7 protein-coding genes are annotated in these 5,608 nt (G+C 62.4%); 4 read left to right on the forward strand and 3 right to left on the reverse strand.

The window, feature by feature from the left end:
* Nucleotides 1–197: 197 nt before the first annotated feature.
* Entirely contained in the window at nucleotides 198–1,016 is an 819-nt protein-coding gene (locus tag AC5DC2_RS18455) for a LytTR family DNA-binding domain-containing protein (RefSeq protein ID WP_491699525.1), read from the reverse strand.
* Between the two features lie 81 nt (nucleotides 1,017–1,097).
* Here AC5DC2_RS18455 and AC5DC2_RS18460 point away from each other — a divergent pair, with 81 nt between their 5' ends.
* From AC5DC2_RS18460 to phaR, 4 genes are all read left to right on the forward strand, one after another.
* On the forward strand, nucleotides 1,098–1,601 hold the full coding sequence (locus AC5DC2_RS18460) for a DUF6622 family protein (protein WP_138747712.1): 504 nt from the start codon (nucleotides 1,098–1,100) through the stop codon (nucleotides 1,599–1,601).
* Nucleotides 1,602–1,862: 261 nt separating this feature from the next.
* Nucleotides 1,863–2,018, forward strand: coding sequence for a DUF3309 family protein (locus AC5DC2_RS18465; protein ID WP_081725892.1), 156 nt, complete (start codon nucleotides 1,863–1,865; stop codon nucleotides 2,016–2,018).
* Between the two features lie 16 nt (nucleotides 2,019–2,034).
* On the forward strand, nucleotides 2,035–2,223 hold the full coding sequence (locus AC5DC2_RS18470) for a YMGG-like glycine zipper-containing protein (RefSeq protein ID WP_024709997.1): 189 nt from the start codon (nucleotides 2,035–2,037) through the stop codon (nucleotides 2,221–2,223).
* 382 nt (nucleotides 2,224–2,605) lie between these two features.
* Nucleotides 2,606–3,160, forward strand: a complete 555-nt coding sequence (gene phaR, locus AC5DC2_RS18475; protein WP_024709996.1) for a polyhydroxyalkanoate synthesis repressor PhaR — start codon at nucleotides 2,606–2,608, stop codon at nucleotides 3,158–3,160.
* Between the two features lie 87 nt (nucleotides 3,161–3,247).
* Here the strand turns inward: phaR and AC5DC2_RS18480 are convergent, their stop codons facing one another.
* Both AC5DC2_RS18480 and AC5DC2_RS18485 read right to left on the reverse strand, forming a co-directional pair.
* Complete coding sequence (locus tag AC5DC2_RS18480) at nucleotides 3,248–4,618, reverse strand: GH1 family beta-glucosidase (RefSeq protein ID WP_491699526.1); 1,371 nt, start codon at nucleotides 4,616–4,618, stop codon at nucleotides 3,248–3,250.
* A gap of 293 nt (nucleotides 4,619–4,911) precedes the next feature.
* Nucleotides 4,912–5,608, reverse strand: a 697-nt coding sequence (locus AC5DC2_RS18485; protein WP_491699527.1) for a Gfo/Idh/MocA family protein, incomplete at its 5' end; no start/stop codon positions are given.

Here is a 5,608-nt window from a genome sequence, read left to right on the forward strand (position 1 = left end):
CGGCTTTTCTTAAGATTTGGAACAGATGCGAACGAATCACAGACGAATCGCTGACTCTGCCGTTTTCCCGGTTTGTTCACGGCTAGATATTGGGATTTTGCCGCGCCAACGCCCTAGATGTGGAAACGCCATAATCGCCTTCCCGATGAACGGAAGGGGCACGTTAACCTTCGTAAACAAAGGATGAACGCGGACGGTCAGCCCGGGGTGAGGCCGGCGGCCCTCACATCCGCCTGATAGCTGCGGCTGATCGGCAGCACTTCGCCGGCGCCGGTGACGATCGCAAGACGCCCGTCCCTCCGCTCCACTCTCTCGACAGCCGCAAGCGCCACCCAATGCGAGCGGTGAATTCTTATCCCGGGCTCTGGCGCGGTCTCCCCGATCGCATCCTTCAGACGGATCAGCACCATGGCCCGTCCGCGCGTCGTGACCACGTCGACATAGTGATCGGAAACCGAGAGCGAGATCAGTCTTCCTCTCTTTTCCAGCGGCAGGCGCGCGAGCAGCGGCGGCGGGCGCTCTGCTTCGCCCGATGGCCCGGTCGCAACGGCATCGCCCTTTTTGCCGCGTAGAAGCTCCATGGCGCCGACGGCGGCAGCCGCGATCAGCAGCGCGTGGTAGGCCGTGGAGAAGAGCGCGACTGGCGAAAGCGCCTCTTTGCCCGAGACGACAATGGTGACCGGCAGCACGGCGGCCGTGCTGGCAAGCCCCGCCGCAAGCGTGACCAGAAGGATGCGAGGAAACGCATGCAGGCCCCGCCGGCGCAGCAGAAAACTTGTCCAGGCGCCGAAGAAATGCGCGGCGGAAAAGGTCAGAAGAACCACGGCCGCCCAATAGACCAGGCGCAGGAAGAAGGGGAATTCCCGCTCCGTACCGAAGGGGCCGGACCATGCGGCGACGAGAATGACGATCGCCAGAAGCCCGTAGGTCCGCCAGTGGGTGAAATCCCTGTGCATTTCGCGAAGCGTGAACTGCAATCCGCTGCGTTTTGCGAAGTTTTTCCGGACTTCGTTCATCTCCCGCTTTTCACGCACCCTTCACGTTTGTCATGAAGGTTCCAGTTTATCCCGAGCGAAATTCGAAAGGAAGGTCACGTTATGGAAATGCTCGTCTCGATCATCGCCGGAACGCCGATCTATGTCTGGGTCATCCTCGTCATACTCGTCCTGCGCGGCGCGAAGCGGTTCCAGGACAAGGAAGTGTCGGTCAACCGGCTCTTCATCCTGCCGCTCCTGTTCCTGATCCTTGCGGCGCACAGGGTGGTCTCTCTCGGATTTGCCGCGCCCGCCCTGCAGGGACTCGGCCTCGGGCTCCTTCTCGGCGGTCTTGCCGTGTGGCTGCTGCGGCCGCAGAGGAAACTGCACCCGGTCAGCGCCGACAGGGTGCTGATCGAGGGCGAATGGCACACCCTCGCCATGGTGCTGATGCTGTTTGCCGCGCTCTATGTGCAAAATGCCGGTCTCGCCATCAACCCGGACCTTGCCAAGCATCCCGCCTTCATGATCCCGGTAAACCTCTTCGTCGGCCTTGCCACGGGTTTCTCGGTCGCCCGCTCGGCCGTCTACATGGCGAAGGCGCGGCGTGTGACGGCGGAGGCGTGAGCCGGGCACTCCCCGGCTTTTTTCCGCGCCGGGACCAAAGCCGGAACGAATCAGCGACGAATCGCTGACAGCCTCGTTTTCCTGTTTTGTTCACCGCTATATATCGTGGATTTACAAAGTCTTAACCATATTTTTCAAGGCTTTGCGGCTGGCTTTCCGAGGCGGTCGCGATCCTTTCCAAAAGCCCTGTTCTCGGCGCGCGGGAACAAATCTCGTCGCGCCGGCGTTCTTTGTCCAACTGATTTCCCGGAGAGAGAGACCATGCTCGGCACAATCCTGCTCATCATCATTATCCTGCTTCTGATCGGCGCCCTGCCGCGCTGGGGCTATTCGCGGACCTGGGGTTACGGACCGTCTGGCGGTCTGGGTCTTGTCCTGCTAATCGTCATCATCCTGCTCATCGCAGGCTATGTGTAACCTGGAGACCAAGATCATGAAGAAAGCAGTTCTCGCCATTGCATTCATTCTTCCGCTCGCCGCCTGCACCACGCAGGAACGCAATGCCACGATCGGCGCCGGCGTTGGTACCGCCGCGGGCGCAGCGATTACCGGAGACGCAACCGGCGCGATTGCCGGCGGCCTGATCGGCGGCGGCATCGGCGCGGCGACAGCCAACCGGTAACCCCGACTGTCATCGAAAGCGGCGCGCGCCGAAAGGCTGTCGCGTCAGGACCGGCTCGCAGCACCGCTCGCCGGTCAGGGCGCCGCCGTCTCGGGCGGCGCCTTTTTTTGTGCCCGGCTTGAGCCGGCCTCCGGTTTGCAGGTGCGATAACAGAAGCGGGGCGTGCGCATATAAAAAAGCCGCCGGAAGCGGCTATCACGCAAAAGTGTGCGCCGGATCGGCCAGTGTCACGGGGCTCGCGATAGGACAATTCGGACGCGATCGGACGCTCGCGACCCGGTTTCGTGCCGCTGCGCTGCGATAAAACGATTGTAACACGGCGTTTTTTGAGGTTACATCCCGGGCGGGAAGAGGAAACAAAAACGCGGGGAGGAGACACGACATGCCCGTAAAAGACGGACCGACGGCCATCAAGAAATATGCCAATCGCCGGCTCTACAATACCGGCACCAGCAGCTACGTGACGCTCGAGGATTTGGCGGACATGGTGAAACAGGGAGAGGAGTTCACCGTTCAGGACGCCAAGTCGGGCGAGGACATCACCCATACCGTGCTGACCCAGATCATCTTCGAACAGGAGGCGAAATCCGGCCAGGGCATTCTGCCGGTCTCGTTCCTGCGCGAAATCATCGGCTATTACGGGGACCAGATGCAGGCCATGCTGCCGGGCTTCCTCGACAATGCGATGAAGGCGTTCTCCGAACAGCAGGCCCACATGCGCGAGCAGATGGACAGGGCGCTCTATGAAAACCCGCTCAAGCGCGAATACTACCGCCGGGAGGAGACGGCACGACGCGCGCCGCTGGGTGCCAGCAGCTACCGCGCCGGAGATGACGAGGCCGGCGAATCCGCTCCGGCCGTGCACCCGGTTGCCGGCGACCTGGACGACCTGCGCCGGCAGCTGCGCGTCCTGCAGGACCGGATCGACAACCTTTAGGTTTCCGGGCGAGAACCGTTGCAACGAACCGCCCAGGACGACATCCGGGCGGTTTGTGCCTGCGGCAACCAGCTGCGGGCTGAGGCCTCAGCGCTCCTCGCCCCTTTCAAGAAATTCCTCCGCAAGCGCCTTGTACCACTTGCCGGAATTCTTCAGCGTGCGCTCCTGGGTCTCGTAGTCGACAAAGATGAGGCCAAAGCGCATCGCATAGCCCTCCGCCCATTCGAAATTGTCCATGAGGCTCCAGGCATAATAACCCTTCAGCGGTATGCCGGCCTCCACGAGGTCTGCGGCAATCGCGATATGGTCGGACAGGTATTCCGTGCGCGGGGCGTCATCGACCACGCCGTCAACGGGCGCCATGTTGTAGCACGCGCCGTTTTCGGTAATGTACATGTCCGGCAGGTCGTAGCGCTGGTAGACCTGTTCGGTCAGCATCTTCATGGCCGGCGCGTGGGTTTCCCAGCCGATATCGGTGATGACGTTATAGACCGGCGCGCCGACGCTGATCGCCGGAAACTCGGCGCCCGATGCGCTGTCATCGGCCACGCGCGCCGGCATGTAGTAGTTCAGGCCCCACCAGTCGAGCTTGCCGCTGATGAGATCGAGATCGCCGTCCTCGATTGCCGGCATCCGTTCACCCAGCGCCGACATGAAGCCGTCCGGATAGGCGCCCTTGAACAGGGGATCGAGGAAGACGCCGTTGTTGAACTGAAAGCTGCGTTCGGCCGCACATCGGTCGGCATCCGTGTCGTTCACCGGGTAGATCGCCTGCAGATTGAGCACGATGCCCGCCTTGACCTCGGGGGCTTCCTGACGGATCGCCTCAAGGCCGAGCCCGTGGGCGAGGTTGACGGTGTGGAGCGCCGCAAGGGCTGCATCCATGGATCTCTCGCCCGGCGCGTGGATGCCGTAGAGATGGCTGAGCCAGACGACGCACCAGGGCTCGTTGAAGGTGGAAACGAGGTCCAGCCGGTCGCCGAACCGCTTCATCACGGTCTGCACATAGCGCTGATAGGCATAGGCCGTGGAGCGCGCCGTCCAGCCGCCCTCGCCTGCAAGCGTCAGCGGCAGGTCCCAGTGGTAGAGCGTCGCATTGGTCTTCAGACCGCGCGCCTTGCAGCCATCAATCACCCGGTCGTAGAAATCCAGCCCCGCCTCGTTCACCGGTCCGCGGCCGTCCGGAATGATGCGCGGCCAGGCGATCGAGAACCGGTAGGTCTCGACGCCGAGATCCTTCATCATGTCGAGATCGCTCTCAAGACGGTGGTAGTGGTCGCAGGCGACATCACCGGTATCGCGGTTGTGCACGCGCCCGGGCATGTGGGAAAAGGCGTCCCAGATGGAGGGTTTTCGCCCGTCCTCGCGCGCCGCGCCTTCGATCTGGTAGGAAGCGGTGGCAACGCCGAAAATGAAATCGTCCGGAAAGCGACGGGCGAGCTGTTTCGGGTCGATCATGGTCGATGATCCTTCGAGTGTCGGCCCGGCGAACAGCCTTGTCGGCCGCCGGACCGCATCATTGTGGTTTCGGCTGCGCGTCGGCGGATCTCGGCCTTGTCCGGACGGCGCGGCGGTTCTCGAAAAATGATCTAGAGGAGATGAGCGGCTTTGTACATCAACGAAAAGGCGAATCTGAAACGTTGCAGAAGTTCGATGTCCGGCGTTGCCGATTTGCGCCACCGCCTGACTGCGGTCAAGAAAATGCCCGCCCGGATGATCCTCCGGGCGGGCCTCGGGACGATCCGAACGGATCAGACGTCGAGTTTGACCCATTTTCCGTCAGCCTTCGAGGAGGCAACGCAGGCCTCGATGAAGGCAAGGCCGATGACGCCGTCCTCGATCGTCGGATAGATCACGTCATCCGCCGTCTTGCCATCACGGAACGCCTTTATCGCCCGGGCGGCCTCGGTATAGATAGTGGCAAAGCCCTCCAGATAGCCTTCCGGATGGCCGGCGGGGATGCGCGACACGCGGGTGGACGCATCAAGCGCGCCCGCGCCGTTGCGCGACAATAGGCGTTTCGGCTCGCCGAAGGGCGTGAACCAGAGATAGTTCGGGTTTTCCTGCGCCCACTGGATGCCGCCCTTGGTGCCGCAGATCTTGATCTGCAGGCCGTTCTCGAAGCCGGGCGCCACCTGGCTTGCCCACAGCATGCCCTTCGGCTTCACCCCGTTCCTTTCCTTGAAACGCAGCATGATATGGGCGTTGTCGTCTAGCTGGCGACCCTCGACGAAGCTGTCGAGATCGGCGGCAAGGCTCTCCAGTTCCGCGCCGGAGACAAACAGAGCCAGATTGAGCGCATGGGTGCCGATATCGCCGATCGCGCCGCCCGCGCCCGAACGCTTCGGGTCCGTGCGCCACTCGGCCTGTTTGGAGCCGGAGCGTTCGGCGGGTTCCGTCAGCCAGTCCTGCGGGTATTCGGCGTGGATCAGGCGGATATCGCCGAGA

It is taken from the genome of Martelella sp., from assembly GCF_984369615.1.